The sequence below is a fragment of the Lysobacter stagni genome, assembly GCF_030053425.1.
GTDB lineage: Bacteria > Pseudomonadota > Gammaproteobacteria > Xanthomonadales > Xanthomonadaceae > Lysobacter_J > Lysobacter_J stagni.
In genome coordinates this window covers 2228826-2245682 of the sequence record NZ_JASGBI010000001.1, presented here as the reverse complement: position 1 = coordinate 2245682, position 16857 = coordinate 2228826, and the positions used below count along the sequence as shown (strand labels likewise).

Here is a 16857-nt window from a genome sequence, read left to right as displayed (position 1 = left end):
GCTGTCAACGCATGGCAGGCGCCGTGGGAGTGCGTTGTATCCTCACCCCTCCAATTCACCACGGAACAGGGGAAGGCAATGATCGGACGCAGCGGCAATCCCGCGTTGAAGGAAAGCACGTTTCTGGACCTGGCCAGCGGCACGGTGGTCCGCCGCGACGGCGACGCGATGACGCTGAACGGAACGGTCAACAAGACCGGCGCGCTGCTGCTGCTGTGCGTGATCACGGCGGCCTTCGCCTGGAGCCAGGTGCAGTTCACCGAATCCGGTGCGGTCGGCGCCGGCCCGTACATCTGGGGCGGGATCATCGGCGGCCTCGTGTTCGCCATGGTGACGATCTTCAAGAAGGAATGGGCCCCGGTGACGGCGCCGATGTACGCGCTGACCGAGGGCTTCTTCCTCGGCGCGATCTCGGCGATCTTCGAACACCGCTTCCCGGGCATCGTGATGCAGGCGGTGATGCTGACCTTCGGCACCCTGTTCGCCCTGCTCTTCGCCTACCGTTCGGGGCTGATCAAGGCCACGGAGAACTTCAAGCTCGGCGTGGTCGCCGCGACCGGCGGCATCGCCCTGGTCTACCTGGTGACGATCGCGCTCAGCTTCTTCGGCGTGCGCGTACCGTACATCCACGAGTCCGGCCTGATCGGCATCGGTTTCAGCCTGTTCGTGGTGGTGATTGCGGCACTGAACCTGGTGCTCGATTTCGACTTCATCGAAAGCGGCGTCGAGCAGAATGCGCCCAAGTACATGGAGTGGTATGCGGCGTTCGGCCTGATGGTCACGCTGGTGTGGCTGTACATCGAATTCCTGCGCCTGCTCTCGAAGCTGCAATCGCGCAACTGAGCGGCGACATCCCGTAAACGAAAAGGGCGCGGATCACTCCGCGCCCTTTTTCGTCGAGGCCCTCAGGGGGCCGCGTCGGAATGCACCGGTTCGGGCTTGCGGGAGGGCCACAACATCGCGACCAGCGTGATGGCGCCGAGCACCCAGCTGTAATACACGCTGCCGGCAAGCGCGATCGGCGACACCGAACCCAGCGATGCCGCCAGCAGGATCTGCGCGCCGTACGGCAGCACGCCCTGGGTCACGCACGCGAAAATGTCGAGCACGCTGGCCGCACGCGCCGGAGGAACGCCGTGCTGCTGCGCGATGTCGCGCGCCAGGCCGCCGCTGATGAGGATGGCCACGGTGTTGTTCGCGGTGAAGACGTCCGTGGTCGCCGACAGCGTGGCGATGCTGATTTCTCCCGCGCGGCGGCTGCGGTGCCCGCGTGCAAAACGCCCGATTACCGTGGCCAGCCACGCAAGGCCGCCGGTGGCTTTCATCAGCGCGCCCAGGCCGCCGACCAGCAGCGACAGCAGGGTGATTTCCACCATGCTCTCGAAGCCTTCCCAGATGTGGGTCGCGTAAGCGGCCACGCCGAACTCGTCGGTGAAGAACGCGCCGAACAGTCCGGCGATCACCAGACCCAGGCCGAGCACGATGATGACGTCGACGCCCGCCAACGCCAAGCCGAGGACGATGATGTACGGCACGATCAGCCAGGGCGACACCGGATCCAGGTTCTGAACCGGCGCGGTCTCGCCGATGAAGCCCAGCGCGACCACCGTGATCAGCGCGGCGGGCAGCGCGAACTTGAGGTTCTCGCGGAATTTCTCGCGCATCGTGCAGCCCTGCGTACGGCTGGCGACGATGGCGGTGTCGGAGATCACCGACAGGTTGTCGCCGAAGGTGGCGCCGCCGATCACGGCGCCCAGCACCAGCGCGCGATCCAGCCCGGAGGCATCCGACACGCCCAGCGCGATCGGCGCGACCGCGGCGATGGTGCCCATCGAGGTGCCCAGCGACAACGAGATGAACCCGGCGACGACGAACAGGCCCGGCAGCAGCAACGCCGGATGCACGTGACCGATGCCCAGCGCGACGATGGCGTCCACCGCGCCGATGGCCTTGGACACCTCCACGAAGCCACCGGCCAGCAGGAAGATCAGGCACATCAGCACGACGTTGTGGTCGCCCATGCCCGACAGCAGCGTTTCCAGCGGCTTCAGGCCGCGACGCCAGGCGATGAACGCCGCCAGCGCCAGCGCCGGCAGGATCGCCACCGGCGCGCGCAGCTGGTAGAAGCCCATGGCCTCGCCGTGGCTGGTGAAATACAGGCCGGCGCCGAAGAACAGGCCCAGAAACACCAGCAGTGGCGTCAGCGCCAGGGCGCTCGGCCGGACCGTTTGGTTCATCTTTCCATCCGAATGAAATAAAAGCGCGCGAATTCTGCCGTCCGCAGGCGGTGGTGTCGACGCCATGGGCGGAACACAGGCCGAGCATGCGCGCGGCCAGTCTCGCCCAGTACGGCCGTCCGAAACAGAACGGGGCGCCCGAAGGCGCCCCGTCCGGAAGATCAGGCGTGCAGGCCGATCAGATACGGCTGGCGATCGCCTTGGCGAACGACAGCGTATTGCCCGTGCCGCCCAGATCCGGCGTCAGCGAGTCCTTGGCTTCGAGCGTGGCGATGATCGCCTCGCGCAGCTTCGTCGCCTTTTCCGGCAGGCCCAGGTGGTCGAGCATCTGCGCCGCGCCCAGCAGCAGCGCGCACGGATTGGCCTTGCCCTGGCCGGCGATGTCCGGCGCGGTGCCGTGCACGGCTTCGAAGATCGCCGCATCGGTGCCGATGTTCGCGCCCGGCGCCAGGCCCAGGCCGCCGACGAGGCCGGCGCACAGGTCGGAGATGATGTCGCCGAACAGGTTGGTGGTGACGATGATGTCGAACTGCTCCGGACGCATCACCAGCTGCATGCAGGTGTTGTCCACGATCATCTCGTTGCACTCGATGTCCGGATATTCCGTCGCCACCGCACGCGCGGTCTTGAGGAACAGGCCCGAGGTCGACTTGAGGATGTTGGCCTTGTGCACGACCGTGACCTTCTTGCGGCCGGTGCGGCGGGCCAGCTCGAAGGCATAGCGCACGATGCGCTCGGAGCCGCGACGGGTCACCTTCTGCGTCAAAAGCGCGGTTTCGCCGTCTTCCGAGAGGGACTGGCCTTCACCGATGTACGCGCCTTCGGTGTTCTCGCGCACGGTGATCAGGTCCACGCCGTCGGCGAAGCGCGACTTGGTGTTCGGGAACGACTTGGCCGGACGCACGTTGGCGTACAGGTCGAAGCGCTTGCGCAGTTCGACGTTGATCGAGGAGAAGCCCTCGCCCACCGGCGTGGTCAGCGGCGACTTCAGCGCGATGCGGTTCTTGCGGATGGAATCCAGCGTGGCCTGCGGCAGCAGTTCACCGTGCTTTTCCAGGGCGACCAGGCCGGCATCGGCGAATTCGTACTGCAACCCGAGGTTCATCGAGTCCAGCACGTGCAAGGTGGCATCCATGATTTCCGGGCCGATACCGTCGCCACGGATGACCGTAATCGTCTGCGTCATAGGGGATCTTCTTCTTCCAGCTGAGGGCGCGCTGCGGTACGGCGCCGGATGGTTAGCCGGAGAATTATGCCGGAAGCGGCCTGCGCCTGCAGATCCGGCTTCGCTGGACTTTGGTCGAAAGCCCGCCGTAGCGGGCTTTGCGGAGGCGCGCCTGCCGGCCGTTCCGGTCCCCGGCCCGGCCCTGAGCGGGTTCAGGCGCCCGGTCAGCCGTGGTCGTGGCCGTCCGGAGCGGTCGCCTCGCCCTGCTCCAGACGGTCCAGGAAATCGACCGCACGGCGCAGGTGGGGGATCACGATCGAGCCGCCGACGACCAGCCCGACCGAGAACGCCTCGAACATCTCGTCGCGGTTCACGCCCGCTTCCTTGCACTGGGCGACGTGGTAGCTGATGCAGTCGTCGCAACGAAGCACCATGGAAGCCACCAGGCCCAGCAGTTCCTTGGTCTTCACGTCCAGCGCGCCGGCCTGGTAGGTCTGCGTGTCCAGCGCGAAGAAACGGCGCACGACCTGGTTGGGCTCGGCCAGGATGCGTTCGTTCATGCGCTTGCGGAAGGCGGTGAATTCGGCGACGCGGTCGTTTTCGGTGCTCATGGGGATCCCGGGTTCATGTTTCGGAGAAGGACGGCCTTACGTCGCGCGGGCGCAGCGGCGGGAAGGCCAAGGGGTAATCGTCCCGCGGACGCACATGCGTCACGCGTCCGGAGGCCCACCCGTTCCGGGAAGGCATCCAATGGTGATGCGGTGTCAGCCCGCCAGCAGCGGTTCCAGCCCGCCGGAGCGATGCAGCGCGATCATGTCGTCGTACCCGCCCACGTGGGTATCGCCGATGAAGATCTGCGGGACGCTGGTGCGCCGTGCGCGGGCGACCATCTTTTCGCGCTCTGCCGGCTCCAGGTCGATGCGGACCTCGGTCCACTCGCGCCCTTTACTCTTCAGGAAGTTCTTGGCGGCGACGCAATACGGGCAGATCGCGGTGGTATAGATGACGATCTCGGGGCCCTTGGCGGCGGTGTCGGCGACGGGGGTGGAAGCGGTACTGCTCAAGCGGAACTCCTGCGTGTGAACTCGCGGATGCGGCTGTGGTCGAATATGGGCTCGCGACGCAGGCATTTCCACCCCGCCTGCGGAACACTGCCGTAACGTGGATGCGCGCAGGATCGCATCCCGCCGGCTGGATTAAACGGCGATTCATCCCGGTCCGGGCCTACCGCCGCATCCTGCGGGAGCCCGACCGGCTACAGAGGGACCTTCCATTTGCGTCGCATCGCCCTGCTCACCGCTGCCCTCACCCTCGCTGTCGCCAGCGTCTGCGCGCCGGCGCAGGAAGCCAACCTGCCCGACATCGGTTCGTCGGCCGGTGAACTGCTGACGCCGCGCCAGCAGGAGGAATACGGCGCGATGATGCTGGCGCAGCTGCGCCATTACGACTACCTCTTAGAAGACCCGCTGATCGACAGCTGGCTCGACACCCTGGGCACGCGTCTGGCCGCGAACAGCGACCGGCCACGCCAGCCCTTCACCTTCTTCATGCTGCGCGAGCGCCAGATCAACGCGTTCGCCACCCTGGGCGGCTACATCGGCGTGAACTCCGGCCTGATCCTGGCGGCCGATCGCGAGGATGAAGTCGCGGGCGTCCTGTCGCACGAAATCGCGCACGTCACGCAGCAGCACGTGCTGCGCGGCGCCGAGCGCGCCCAGCGCGACCAGTTGCCGATCCTGCTGGCGATGCTGGGCGCGATCGTCGCGGCGCAGGCCGCCGGCGGCAATTCCTCCGACGATGCCGCGCAGGCGGCCATGGCCGGCGCGATGGGCCTGATGCAGCAGCGCCAGATCGACTACACGCGCTCCAACGAATCCGAGGCCGACCGCCTGGGCATCCAGACGCTGGCACGCAGCGATTACGACCCGGAGGCGATGGCCGACTTCTTCACCATCATGCAGGCGCGCTCGCGCAGCAACGGCGCCAACTACTGGGGCGAATCGCCGGACTGGCTGATGACGCACCCGGTCACCATCACCCGCATCACCGAGGCCAAGGAGCGCGCGGCACGCATCCGCCGCGAGCGTGGCACCAGCGAGGTGTGCGTGCGCGATCCGGACGGCCCGGCCCAGTGCAACAAGGAAAGCGCCCCGCGCCCGCAGTTCCCCAGCGAGGGCACGGTCAACCCGCTGTTGCCGCCCGGCCTGACCGCCAACCTCGCCGGCGCCGCCTCGGGTGCCGGCGGCACCGGGCGCTTCGACTACGCCCGCGAACGCCTGCGCGTACTCAGCGCGAACACCCCCGCCGACGCCATCCGCGAGTACGAGCGCATGGGCGACGAGAGCAAGCGCAGCGACGCCCAGCGCTACGGCCTGGCCTTCGCGCGCCTGAAAGCCAGCCAGGCCCCGGCGGCCGCCACCGAACTCAACACGCTGCTGCAGCGCCACCCCGGCGACACCTGGCTCACCCTGGCCCTGGCCGAGGCCGAAGCCAAGAGCGGTCGCGCGGCGTCGGCCGATGCGCGTTTCGAGAGCCTGCTGCGCCAGACCCCGACCAACCGCGCCGTCGTGCTCACCTACGCCGATGTCCTGGCCGAGCGCAACACCGCGGAGGCCGGCAAGCGTGCCCAGGCCATCCTGCGCCCGCTGCTGGGCAGCTCCGCCAACGACGCGATCTTCCAGCGTCTGTTCGCGCGGACCTGCGAGATCGCCGGCGACCCGGTCCGTGCCGGCGAGGCCTATGCCGAAGCGGCCTATCTGAACGGTCGCCCGGAACAGGCGCTGGTCCAGCTGAATACGCTGAAGCGTCGCGCGGACCTGGACTACTACGCCCGCGCCCGGATCGAGGCGCGCATCGCCGCGATCACGCCGACGGTGCTGGAACTCAAGCGCCAGGGCGTGCGCGACGAGGAACTGGGACGGCGCTGAACGCCTGTGGCGCCGCGGGGATGACGGTGTCATGCGCCCGTCATAAAACGGTAGTGTACTGACGCGGCTTCCGAAGGCCCCCTCCTCCGCTCCCCGGTGACCGCGCGTGCAGAAGCGCATCCTGATCGTCGAAGACGAACCCGCCATCCGTGACATGGTGTCCTTTGCGCTGCGCAAGGGCGAATACGAGCCGGTGCATGCCGGCGACGCACGCGAGGCGCAGGCCGCCATCGCCGACCGTGTGCCCGACCTGATCCTCCTGGACTGGATGCTGCCCGGCACCAGCGGCCTGGAGCTCGCCCGCCGCTGGCGCAAGGACCAGCTCACCCGCGAGATCCCGATCATCATGCTCACCGCCCGCGGTGAGGAAAACGACCGTGTCGGCGGCCTGGAAGCCGGCGTGGACGACTACGTGGTCAAGCCCTTCTCCGCACGCGAACTGCTGGCCCGCATCCGCGCGGTGCTGCGCCGCTCGCGCGAGGACGACGAGGACGGCAGCGTCGCGGTCGGTCCCTTGCGCATCGACGGCGCGGCGCACCGCGTGTTCGCCCACGTCGCCGAGGGCGACCAGCCGGTGCAGATCGGCCCCACCGAATACCGCCTGCTGCACTTCTTCATGACCCACCCCGAGCGCGTCTATACACGCACGCAGCTGCTCGATCACGTATGGGGCGGCAGCGTCTACGTGGAGGAGCGCACGGTCGACGTGCACATCCGCCGCCTGCGCAAGACGCTGGAGCCGCATCAGCTCGACGGCATGGTGCAGACCGTGCGCGGCGCCGGTTACCGCTTCTCCGCGTCGGTGGAGGCGTGAGTCACGGGTTCGGGAACCGGGATCGGAGTGTCGTAAAAGCCGGTGGCGACACCAGTACCATCCAGATGATGTCGCCCCACCGCTCCATCGCCCTTCCGCACCCCTGCTCCCGAATCCCGGCCTGACATGCCCCCTCGCGCCCGTTCCGCCTGGTTCCGCACCCTTGGCCAGCTTGCCCTGATCCTGGCGACGGCCGCGGTCGTGGGCCTGTTGATCGGGTACCCCTGGCCGGTAGTGACGCTGGCCGCCCTGGGCGTGGTCGCCTGGCACTACTGGCGCCTGCGCCATGTGCTGTTGCGCCTGACCGCGCGCCAACGCCTGCAACCGCCGCTGGGCGAAGGCATCTGGAACGAGCTGGACCGCCTGCTCCACCGCAGCCAGCAGGAAATGCGGGCCCGCAAGAAGCGCCTGATCGAGATGCTGCGCGCCTACCGCGCCGCGGCCGCCGCCATGCCCGACGCGATCGTCGTGGTCGAACGCAACAGCCAGCGGATCCAGTGGTTCAACGAATCGGCCACCGGCCTGCTGCAGCTGCGCTACCCGCGCGACATCGGCGCGCCGCTCGCACAACGCCTGCAACCGCTGCAGCTTTCACACTGGCTGGCATCGGGCCGCAACGCGGAGACGCTGGAAGTCGCCTCGCCATGGCTTCCGGCCGCCACGCTCAGCCTGCGCCTGATCCCGTACTCGGACGACCTGTGGATGCTGGTCGCGCGCGACGTCAGCCGCCTGTTGCAACTGGAACAGATGCGCCGCGACTTCGTCGCCAACGTGTCGCACGAACTGCGCACGCCACTGACGGTCGTGCACGGCTACCTCGACATGCTCGACCCGGACGAGCATCCCGACTGGGCACCGATGCTGGCCGAGATGCAGCGCCAATCGCAGCGCATGACGCAGCTGGTCGAGGACCTGCTGATGCTCTCGCGCCTGGAATCGCAGGAAAGCCTGCCGGGCGAGGAAACCGTGGCGATGGCGCCGATGCTGGCGACGCTGCGCCGTGAAGCGGTCGCCCTCAGCCAGGGCCGTCATGAAGTGATCCTTGAGGACGCGGCGGGCGTGGACCTGTGGGGCTCCAACAAGGAACTGCACAGCGCGTTCTCCAATCTGGTCAGCAATGCCGTGCGCTACACGCCGGCGGGCGGCACCATCCGCATCCGCTTCCGTCCCGAGGACAAGGGCGTGGTGCTGGAGGTGGTGGACAGCGGTTATGGCATCCCGCCCGCGCATCTGCCGCGCATCACCGAGCGCTTCTACCGCGTTTCGACCAGCCGCTCGCGCGAAAGCGGTGGCACCGGCCTGGGGCTGTCCATCGTCAAGCACGTGCTGAACCTGCACCAGGCAAGGCTGGAGATCACCAGCGAAGTCGGGCGCGGCAGTACCTTTTCCTGTCATTTCGGCGCCGAACGCGTGCGCCCGCGCGAGGATTTCGCGCACTCCCTGGAGGCTTTGCCATGAACGCCGCCATCGTCGACGCGACGCTCGAATCCGATCCGCTGCGCGACAGCAGTCTGTACTTCAATCGCGAACTGTCGCAGCTGGACTTCAACTTCCGCGTGCTGGCGCAAGCACTGGACCCGCAGGTTCCGTTGCTGGAGCGACTGCGTTACCTGTGCATCTCCTGCACCAACCTGGATGAATTCTTCGAGATCCGCGCCGGTACGCTGCGCCATGCGCAGGACCTGGGCGTGCCGCCGGGGCCCGATGGGCTTTCACCGGCGACCGTGCTCTCGCGCATCCACGACCGCGCCGCACAGCTGGTGCAGGCGCAGTACGACTGCTGGAACAACGTGGTGCGCCCGGCGCTGGCCGAAGCCGGCGTGCGCGTGATGCACCGCGACGGCTGGAGCGAACAGCAGACGCAGTGGCTGCGCGAATACTTCCGCGACGAGATCATGCCGGTGCTGTCGCCGCTGGGCCTGGACGTGGCGCATCCGTTCCCGAAGATCCTCAACAAGTCGCTGAACATCGTCGTCGTGCTCAAGGGCAAGGATGCGTTCGGCCGCGAGGGGCACCTGGCCATCGTGCGCGCGCCGCGCTCACTGCCGCGCATCATCCAGGTCCCGGAAGAAGTGTCCGGCGGCCAGCACGATTTCGTGTTCCTGTCGGCCGTGCTGTCGGCCTTCGTCGACGAGCTGTTCCCGGGCATGCAGGTCAAGGGCGCCTACCAGTTCCGCGTGACCCGCAACTCGGAACTGATCGTCGACGAGGACGAGGTCGAGAACCTGGCACTCGCGCTGCGCGATGAACTGGTCGGCCGTGGTTACCTGCGTGCGGTGCGGCTGGAGATCGCCGAGCAGTGCCCCGACGACATCGTGCGCACGCTGCTGGAGAACTTCGACCTCACCGAGAACGCGGTGTACCGGATCAACGGCCCGGTCAACCTCAACCGCGTCACCCAGGTCTACGACCTGGTGCAGCGGCCGGACCTGAAATTCCCGCCGTTCCAGCCTCACCTGCTGTCGAGCATGGAAGGCATGTTCGAGAAGGTGTCCGAAGGCGACGTGCTGCTGCACCATCCCTTCGATTCGTTCGCGCCGGTGCTGGAGCTGCTCAAGCAGGCGGCCGAAGATCCCAACGTGCTGGCCATCAAGCAGACGCTGTACCGCACGGGCAAGGACTCATCGATCGTCGACTCGCTGGTGCAGGCCGCGCGCAACGGCAAGGACGTCACCGTGGTGGTCGAACTGCGCGCGCGCTTCGACGAGGAAGCCAACCTGGGCCTGGCCGATCGCCTGCAGGACGCCGGCGTGCAGGTGGTGTACGGCGTGGTCGGCTACAAGACGCACGCCAAGATGATGCTCATCGTGCGCCGCGAAGGCCGCAAGCTGCGCCGCTACGTGCACCTGGGCACCGGCAACTACCACAGCGGCACCGCGCGCCTGTACACCGACTTTGGCCTGTTCACCGCCGACCCGGACATCGGCAACGACGTGCACCTGATCTTCCAGCAGCTCTCCGGGCTGGCGCCGACGATCAAGCTCAAGCGCCTGCTGCAGTCGCCCTTCACCCTGCATGCCGGCGTGCTCAAGCGCATCGATCGCGAGACCAGGCACGCCAAGGCCGGCAAGCCGGCGCGCATCATCGCCAAGATGAACGCACTGAACGAACCGCAGGTGGTGCGTGCGCTGTACCTGGCCTCGCAGGCAGGCGTGCAGATCGACCTCATCGTGCGTGGCGCGTGCACGCTGCGACCGGGCCTGCCGGGCATCTCGGAGAACATCCGCGTGCGCTCGATCGTCGGACGCTTCCTGGAGCACCACCGCGTCTACTGGTTCGCCAACGACGGCTCGCCCGACCTGTTCTGCTCCAGCGCCGACTGGCTGGAACGCAACCTGCTGCGGCGCATCGAGACCGGCTTCCCGGTCCTCGCGCCCGAGCTGGCAGCCCGCGTGTACGAGGAGGCGCTGTCGAACTACCTGGCCGACAACTGCAGTGCATGGACGCTGTTGCCGGATGGCGACTACGAGCGGGTGACCCCTGCCGAGGGCGCCGCGCCGCACTCGGCCCAGTCCTCGCTGCTGGCCAAGATCTGCGGCTGACGGTGCCGATACGGCCCGGGATGGACGGCGCCTCACCTTAACGGGGATCATGTACGCATGAGCGACGCCTTCCCCACCAGCAAACTGCCGCTCGTCGACGGCGATCTGCTCGCCGCCGTGGACCTGGGGTCCAACAGTTTCCACATGGTCGTGGCGCGTTACGTGCTGGGCCAGCTGCGCATCGTCGACCGCCTGCGCGAAACCGTCCGCATGGCCGAGGGCCTGGACCGCAAAGGCGGGCTCACCCCGGAAGTGCGCCAGCGCGCACTCGAATGCCTGGCGCGTTTCGGCCAGCGCATCCGCGACATTCCGCCGCAGCGCGTGCGCGCCATCGCCACCAACACGGTGCGTCGCCTGGCGGTACCGCAGGCGTTCCTGATGCCTGCCGAAACCGCGCTGGGGCACGCGATCGAAGTCGTCGCCGGCCGCGAGGAGGCGCGTCTGATCTACCTTGGCGTCGCCCACGCGCAGCCCGCCAAGCCCGGCGAGCTGCGCCTGGTGATCGACATCGGCGGCGGCTCCACCGAATGCATCATCGGCTCCGGCTTCGAGGCCATCGAGCGCGAAAGCCTGCAGCTGGGCTGCGTGGCCACCACACGTCGCTTCTTCGAGAACGGCAAGCTCTCGCGCAAGAAATGGAAGGATGCGCTGACCGAGGTCACCGCCGAATTCCAGCAGTTCGCCGGCACCTACCGCGCACTGGGCTGGAACGAGGCGCTGGGTGCGTCCGGCACGAACAAGGCCATCGGCGAGATCTGCGCCGCGATGCGCCTGACCAAGGGCGCGGTCACCGCCGAAGCGCTCCCGGTGCTGCGCGACCGGCTGCTGCAGGCCGACCGTATCGACGCCATCGACCTGCCCAGCCTGTCCGCCGAGCGTCGCTCGGTGATCGCCGGCGGAGTGTTGATCCTGGAGGCCGCGTTCGATGCGCTGGGCCTCAAGCGCATGGCCGTGAGCAAGGCGGCGATGCGCGAAGGCGTGTTGTACGACATGCTCGGTCGCGGTGGCGCGGACGATCCGCGCGATGCCTCGGTGGCGGCGCTGATGCAGCGTTACGGCATCGACGACGGCCAGGCACGGCGCGTGGTCGGCACGGCACTGCATCTGTTCGAGCAGGTCGCTCCGGCGTGGGCGCTCGACGCCGACGACAGCCTGATGCTGCAGCGCGCCGCACGCCTGCACGAGCTGGGCCTGGCGATCGCTCACAGCCAGTACCACGTGCACGGTGCCTACGTGGTGGAACACTCCGACATCGCCGGTTTCTCGCGCCAGCAGCAGCAGTTCCTCGCGGCGCTGGTGCGTACGCACCGACGCGGCATTCCGAAGGCGGCCTTCGACGCCCTGCCCGACCGCCTGCTCACCGCCGCACGCCGCCTGGCCGCGCTGCTGCGTTTGGCAGTGCTGCTGCACCGCGCGCACGAAGCCGACCCGATCCCGCAACTGGATGCACGCGCCGAGGGCAACACGCTGACGCTCACGGTCTCGCGCCGCTGGCTCGACATGCGTCCGCTGGTGCGCGCCGATCTGGAAGGCGAGCCGGACGACATGGCCAACCTGGGCATCACGCTGAAACTGGAAGCGGTGTAGTCGCCTCCAGTGCGAGTTTCTCCTCCGTCGTTTCCGGCGGCAGCGCCAGCTACAATCGTGCGGCTGCGGATACAGGGAAGCAACGGAGATGGATGTCCAGAACGCCTACTCGACCCTCATGGAGCAAGGCTACGTCGTCGTGCGGGGCGCCGTGCCTTCGCACCTGTGCGACGAAGTCAACCGTGACGTTTCCAGATTCAAGGATCGCAATCCCAAAGCGGTCCAGCGGAACATGGACGACCATGCCCGCCTGTACCGCGTCGCCAACCTGCATCTGGCGGTCGACGCGCTCACCCGCCTGCTGACCGACAACCGCGCGATCGATGTCTGCGACCGGTTCTTCGGCGAACCGACCGCGCTGTACACCAGCCTCTACTACGAGCGCGGCTCCGAGCAGGACCTGCATCGCGATACGCCGGTCTTCGCGACCAATCCCGCCGAGCGTTACCTCGGCGTCTGGGTCGCGCTCGACGACGTGGACGACGACAACGGTCCGCTCCAGGTCGTGGCGGGCAGCCACGCGCTGGCGCCGATCGACGTCGCGGCGATGCGTCGTGCCGTGTTCGGCGACGGCCCCATCGCGGCGCAGAGTCCGGAAGGCTGGACGGCCTACCAGGCCGCCGTGCGCGCGCAATGCGACCAGGCGGGTCTGTCTGCCGTTGCCGTGCACGTCGCCAAGGGCGACGTGATCATCTGGCACCCGCAGTTGTTCCACGGCGGCGCGCCACATCGTTCCGAGCGCAGTCGCCGGAGCCTGGTGATGCACGTGACACCCAAGGGGACACCGGTGGGTCACCAGGATGTCTTCTTCGAACCTTCGAAGGCACGCACGAAGGCCGGCTGGGGATACTACCGTCGCGGATCGCGCGACATCGCCCGCTTCCGGCACGTGGACTTCGGACACGAGTACACGGTGCGCACCTGGTGGCTCAGGAAACCCTGAGCCTCTCTGACCGGATGCGGCGCCCGCGCGCCAACCGGCAATTCAGTCCTTCGTCTTCGCCCGCAACTGCGCCGCACGCACCAGCACCTTCGGCGGCGTGTGCTCTTCCGGGATCGAGAAAATCCACAAGCGGCGCAGGAACGCACCCGGACCGCGCGCCGAGGTGAACGCCACGATCGGCATCGACAGCAGCAGGCCCAGGATCACCGGCGCCATCCATGCCGCCAACGACGGCGACACCAGGTACGCCATGACGCCCGCGATCGCTCCGAGCAGGGTCACGCCCCAGTAGCTGCGCACCAGGCTCGACAGTGGCAGCGTGCCGTCGTCGCGACGCTGGGCATCCCAGCCGGAATCCTTGCCGGCCAGCACTTCGGCCACGCCACGCGACTGCACGTACATCGTGATCGGCGCCATCAGCGCGGCCAGCAGCGTTTCCAGCACCATGCTCACGAACGAACCGATCATGCCGCCGCAGCCGCGCCGTGTGTCGCGATCGAAGAACAGCGTGAGCCAGCCCATGAACTTCGGTGCCAGCAGCACGGACATCGTCAGGAAGAACACCCATAGGAACCGTTCCGGGTCCTGCTCGCGCCAGTACGCGGACGGCGAGAAGCCCGGTAGCGTCAGCGTGTCCCAGCCCAGGCCTGCCTTGTAGAGCGGAATCGCCAGGCCGACCAGCATCAACATCGCCCACATCGGCGACGTGAAGTAGTGGCCGATGCCCATCATCAGGTGCCAGCGGCTGACCCAGTGCAGCCCACGCGCCGGCAACACTGCGCTGTGCTGCAGGTTGCCCTGGCACCAGCGGCGATCGCGGACGAGCATGTCGGTGAGCGACGGCGGGCCTTCTTCGTAACTGCCGCCCAGGTTGGGCACCATGTGCAGCGCCCAGCCACCACGGCGCAGCAGCGCCGCTTCGACGAAGTCGTGGCTGAGCACCGTGCCGCGGAACGGCTTGATCCCACGCAGCTCGGGCAGGCCGCCCTGCTCGGCGAACGCGCGCGTGCGGATGATCGCGTTGTGGCCCCAGTAATTGCTTTCCGCGCCGTGCCACCACGCGATGCCGTGCGCGATCACCGGCCCGTACACGCGACCGGCGAACTGCTGCATGCGCGCGAACAGAGTGTTGCCGTTGACGATCATCGGCAACGTCTGCACCAGCGCGACGTCGGCGTTGCGCTCCATCGCACCCGCCAGGCGCACGATGGTCTCGCCGGTCATCAGGCTGTCCGCGTCGAGGATCAGCATGTGCGGGTATGCGCCACCAAACCGGCGCACCCATTCGGCGACGTTGCCGGCCTTGCGTTCGCGGTTGTCGGTGCGGTGCCGGTAGAACAGGTTGGCATCGCTGCCCAGCCGTTCGCGCAGGGCGAGGAACGCACGGCCCTCGTCGGCCTGGATCTCCGGCCGCGTAGTGTCGCTGAGCACGAAGAAATCGAACTGCGACAGCTGGCCGGTGTCGCGCACGGACTCGTAGATCGCCTGCAGTCCCGCCAGCAGGCGTTCGGGGTCCTCGTTATAGGTGGGCATCAGCAGCGCCGTGCGCTCGGAAAGCACTGGTAGTGCTCCGTCCGAATCCAGGCCCAGGCGCGCTCGATGGCCGCCGATGATCAGCAGGAAACCGGCGAACGCGCTGACGAAGGCCTGCGCGATCCACGCGAACAGCCCGACGAACAGCACCAGCAGGATGCCTTCGAGCAGGTCGGTGCCGCCGCCACGCAGCACCCACCAGATCTGGTAGGTGGCGATCAACGTCAGCAGCGCGGCGCCGCCGATGACCATGAGGCGTCGCCATGCCATCGCGCGCGGCGTGGTCGGCAGTGCGCGATTGCGCAGCGCGCCCGCACGCAGCGTCTGCACGGGCATCGTCAGTGGCACTTCCGCCGGCAGCCACGGTGCAGGCACGGAGGGACCCTTGGCTTCGATGTCCGTCGTCACGCGCACGCCCGTCACAGGGTCCACCGGTACAGCCAGGTTTCGGTCAGCGGCCCGCGGTCGTCACCCAGCACCGCCCGCAGTTCGATGCTCCGTTCACTGCCCGGCTGCAGCTCGAAGGTGAGGCGCCAGCCGCCCGCGCCGGGATTGGGATGCGCGATCACGTTGCTGACCTTGCCCTTGCTCGCGGTGACGTCGGCACGGACTTTCGCGCCATCGCCCAGTGCGTCCAGGCGACCACCGGCGAAATCGATCACGACCAGACGGCCGCGCTCGTCGCGCCCGCCGGTGCCGCCACCGGCGATGCCGATACCGCCGATGCGCGTGCGCGCGACGGTGGCCAGCTCCGGCTTCCAGCTGTGCTCGGTGGTCCAGTGCATGCGGTAATCGAAGCGGTATTCGCCGCCCGCGGCGAGCGCTTGCTTCGGGCGCCAGAACGCGACGATGTTGTCGTGGAACTCATCGTTCGTGGGCAACTCGACCAGGCGCACGGCGCCCTCGCCCCACTCGCCCTTGGGCTCGATCCACAGACTTGGGCGCTTCTCGTAATGCGCCTCGCTGTCGGCGTAGTCGGCGAAGGCGCGCTTGCGTTGCATCAGACCGAAACCGCGCGGGTTGGTGTCCTCGAACGCGCTCTCCTGGATCACCGACGGATTCTGCAGCGGACGCCAGACCTGCTCGCCGCGACCGTTGACCAGGCCCAGGCCGTCGGAGTCGTGCACCGCCGTGCGGTAGTCGTCGATGCCGACGCGATCGTTGGAATCGAACTGGAACATGCTGGTCAGCGGCGCGATGCCGGCGTGATCCAGGGCCACGCGCGGATACAGCACGGAGGCGACGTCGAACACGGTCTCCACGCCCGGCGCGATCTCGAAACGGAACGCGCCGGCCACGCTGGGGCTGTCCATCAGCGCATGCACCACGACGCGGTCGGCATTGCGCGCCGGCCGCTCCAGCCAGAACGCGCGGAACACCGGGAATTCCTCGTTAGGGCTGCCCGAGCCCAGGGCCAGCCCGCGCGCGGACAGGCCATAGGCCAGCCCCTTCGCCACGGCGCGGAAGTAGCTGGCGCCGAGGAACACCGCGACCTCGTCGAAATAGTCCGGCCGGTTGAGCGGCGAATGCAGGCGGAAGCCGGCGAAGCCCAGGTCGTTTTCCTTCGGGGCCGGCGTGCCGTCGAAGGTGAACTGCGTGGGCCGATAGACCACGGGCGTGGCCTTGCCATCGACCACCTGATGCATGTCCACGCGGTCGCGGAAGAAGAATCCGCGATGGAAGAACTGCGCCTGGAAGCGAAGGTCGTCGCCGCGCCACAGCGCCTGCGCCGGATTGAAGCGGATGGCGCGGTACTGGTCGTAGCCGATCCGATCCAGCGAGGCCGGCAACTGCTTGCTCTGCGCCTGATAGGGCTTGGCCGCCAACGCCTTGGCCAGAGCCGGAACGGTCTGCGCATCGAACGGGACGACACCGCCCGCGGGCGCCCAGGCCCGGGCCTCGCCTCCCAGCAGGGAGCACAACGGCCAGGACAGCCCTGCCAGCAACACTTCGCGTCGATGCACGCAAACTCCTTCGGCCAAGACGGCAAACGATTCATTCTAGAGATTGATTCGTTAACGCGGCCGCGATGCAGGCACCGGACGAGGCGATTCCGCCACGTGCGTCCCGGGTAACCGTTTTCATCGACCGTGGCCGGGTGCGTCATGC

The 16857-nt window shown here is 67.8% G+C and carries 13 protein-coding genes; 7 read left to right on the top strand and 6 right to left on the bottom strand.

Annotation, left to right across the window (positions count from 1 at the left end; all coding sequences use genetic code 11):
• The first annotated feature begins 78 nt into the window (after nt 1-78).
• Nucleotides 79-843 carry a Bax inhibitor-1/YccA family protein gene (locus tag QLQ15_RS10450; protein ID WP_283212730.1) on the top strand — a complete coding sequence of 255 codons (765 nt, stop codon included), beginning with the start codon at nt 79-81 and terminating at the stop codon, nt 841-843.
• Nucleotides 844-905: 62 nt separating this feature from the next.
• On the opposite strand, the gene QLQ15_RS10445 is transcribed toward QLQ15_RS10450, so the two are convergent.
• The 4 genes from QLQ15_RS10445 to grxC form a co-directional block, all read right to left on the bottom strand.
• On the bottom strand, nt 906-2237 hold the full coding sequence (locus QLQ15_RS10445; protein ID WP_283212729.1) for a Na+/H+ antiporter NhaC family protein: 1332 nt from the start codon (nt 2235-2237) through the stop codon (nt 906-908).
• Between the two features lie 178 nt (nt 2238-2415).
• The gene (locus tag QLQ15_RS10440; protein ID WP_283212728.1) at nt 2416-3423 is read right to left on the bottom strand and encodes an isocitrate dehydrogenase; all 1008 of its coding nucleotides are present in this window, start codon (nt 3421-3423) and stop codon (nt 2416-2418) included.
• Between the two features lie 203 nt (nt 3424-3626).
• Nucleotides 3627-4013 carry a carboxymuconolactone decarboxylase family protein gene (locus QLQ15_RS10435; RefSeq protein WP_283212727.1) on the bottom strand — a complete coding sequence of 129 codons (387 nt, stop codon included), beginning with the start codon at nt 4011-4013 and terminating at the stop codon, nt 3627-3629.
• A 153-nt stretch (nt 4014-4166) separates the two neighbouring features.
• Complete coding sequence (gene grxC / locus QLQ15_RS10430) at nt 4167-4532, bottom strand: glutaredoxin 3 (protein WP_432277797.1); 366 nt, start codon at nt 4530-4532, stop codon at nt 4167-4169.
• 144 nt (nt 4533-4676) lie between these two features.
• On the opposite strand from grxC, the gene QLQ15_RS10425 reads away from it, so the two are divergent.
• From QLQ15_RS10425 to QLQ15_RS10400, 6 genes are all read left to right on the top strand, one after another.
• On the top strand, nt 4677-6329 hold the full coding sequence (locus QLQ15_RS10425; RefSeq protein WP_283212725.1) for a M48 family metalloprotease: 1653 nt from the start codon (nt 4677-4679) through the stop codon (nt 6327-6329).
• 106 nt (nt 6330-6435) lie between these two features.
• Nucleotides 6436-7143: a phosphate regulon transcriptional regulator PhoB gene (gene phoB, locus QLQ15_RS10420; RefSeq protein ID WP_283212724.1), complete on the top strand. Its 708-nt coding sequence runs from the start codon at nt 6436-6438 to the stop codon at nt 7141-7143.
• A gap of 126 nt (nt 7144-7269) precedes the next feature.
• Entirely contained in the window at nt 7270-8601 is a 1332-nt protein-coding gene (gene phoR / locus QLQ15_RS10415; protein WP_283212723.1) for a phosphate regulon sensor histidine kinase PhoR, read from the top strand.
• Entirely contained in the window at nt 8598-10685 is a 2088-nt protein-coding gene (ppk1, locus tag QLQ15_RS10410; protein WP_283212722.1) for a polyphosphate kinase 1, read from the top strand. Before phoR ends, ppk1 begins: the two co-directional genes overlap by 4 nt.
• A gap of 57 nt (nt 10686-10742) precedes the next feature.
• Nucleotides 10743-12272 (top strand): exopolyphosphatase, encoded by a 1530-nt coding sequence (gene ppx, locus QLQ15_RS10405; RefSeq protein ID WP_283212721.1) that lies wholly within the window; start codon nt 10743-10745, stop codon nt 12270-12272.
• Between the two features lie 88 nt (nt 12273-12360).
• Nucleotides 12361-13215, top strand: coding sequence for a phytanoyl-CoA dioxygenase family protein (locus QLQ15_RS10400; RefSeq protein WP_283212720.1), 855 nt, complete (start codon nt 12361-12363; stop codon nt 13213-13215).
• Between the two features lie 42 nt (nt 13216-13257).
• Here the strand turns inward: QLQ15_RS10400 and mdoH are convergent, their stop codons facing one another.
• Nucleotides 13258-15156 carry a glucans biosynthesis glucosyltransferase MdoH gene (mdoH, locus tag QLQ15_RS10395; protein WP_283212719.1) on the bottom strand — a complete coding sequence of 633 codons (1899 nt, stop codon included), beginning with the start codon at nt 15154-15156 and terminating at the stop codon, nt 13258-13260.
• An 11-nt stretch (nt 15157-15167) separates the two neighbouring features.
• Entirely contained in the window at nt 15168-16712 is a 1545-nt protein-coding gene (locus QLQ15_RS10390; protein WP_283212718.1) for an OpgD/OpgG family glucan biosynthesis protein, read from the bottom strand.
• Nucleotides 16713-16857 lie beyond the last annotated feature (145 nt).